The 1,183-nt window shown below is 47.2% G+C and carries 1 protein-coding gene; it reads right to left on the reverse strand.

Features of this window, described 5'->3' with window-relative positions; genetic code table 11:
- Nucleotide 1: 1 nt before the first annotated feature.
- Nucleotides 2–1,183: elongation factor Tu (gene tuf / locus QCB44_RS10905; protein WP_279409986.1), on the reverse strand; the 1,182-nt coding region annotated here is incomplete at its 5' end.

The following is a 1,183-nucleotide window of genomic DNA, read 5'->3' on the forward strand; positions in this document are numbered from 1 at the left end:
ATTACTCAATGATTTTAGCAACCACACCTGCACCAACTGTACGACCACCTTCACGGATCGCAAAACGCAGACCTTCTGCCATCGCGATTGGGTTGATCAACTCTACAGTCATTTGTACGTTATCACCAGGCATTACCATTTCAGTACCAGCTGGCAGTTCACACGCACCAGTTACGTCAGTTGTACGGAAGTAGAACTGTGGACGGTAACCGTTGAAGAACGGAGTGTGACGTCCACCTTCATCTTTAGACAGAACATAGACTTCTGCTTCAAACTTGGTGTGTGGAGTTACTGTTCCAACGTGTGCCAATACTTGACCACGCTCGATGTCTTCACGCTTAGTACCACGCAACAGGATACCAACGTTATCCCCTGCTTCACCTTGGTCAAGCAACTTACGGAACATTTCAACACCAGTAACAGTTGTTGTTTGAGTTGGACGGATACCAACGATTTCAACTTCTTCACCCACTTTAACAACACCAGTCTCAACACGACCCGTTGCAACCGTACCACGGCCCTGGATAGAGAAGATATCTTCTACAGGCATCAAGAACGGCTTGTCTGTGTCACGTTCTGGAGTTGGGATATAAGTATCCAACGCTTCAACCAAACGAGTGATTGATGGCTCACCGATTTCAGACTGGTCGCCTTCGATCGCTTTCAATGCAGAACCCATGATAACTGGAGTGTCATCACCTGGGAATTCGTACTCGTCTAGAAGTTCACGAACTTCCATCTCTACCAATTCCATCAATTCTTCATCGTCAACCATGTCCGCTTTGTTTAGGTATACAACAATGTATGGTACACCCACCTGACGTGACAGAAGAATGTGCTCACGAGTCTGAGGCATTGGGCCATCAGCTGCTGAACATACCAGGATCGCACCATCCATCTGTGCCGCACCAGTGATCATGTTTTTAACATAGTCAGCGTGCCCTGGACAGTCAACGTGTGCGTAGTGACGTGTTTCCGATTCATACTCAACGTGTGCAGTTGAGATGGTGATACCACGCTCACGCTCTTCTGGGGCGTTATCGATCGATGAGTAATCTTTCGCTTCACCACCAAACTTCTTACCTTGAACAATTGTCAATGCCGCAGTCAGAGTTGTCTTACCATGGTCAACGTGACCGATAGTACCAACGTTTACGTGCGGTTTCGTTCTTTCAAACTTTTC

This window comes from Thiomicrorhabdus sp. zzn3, assembly GCF_029767755.1.
GTDB lineage: Bacteria > Pseudomonadota > Gammaproteobacteria > Thiomicrospirales > Thiomicrospiraceae > Thiomicrorhabdus.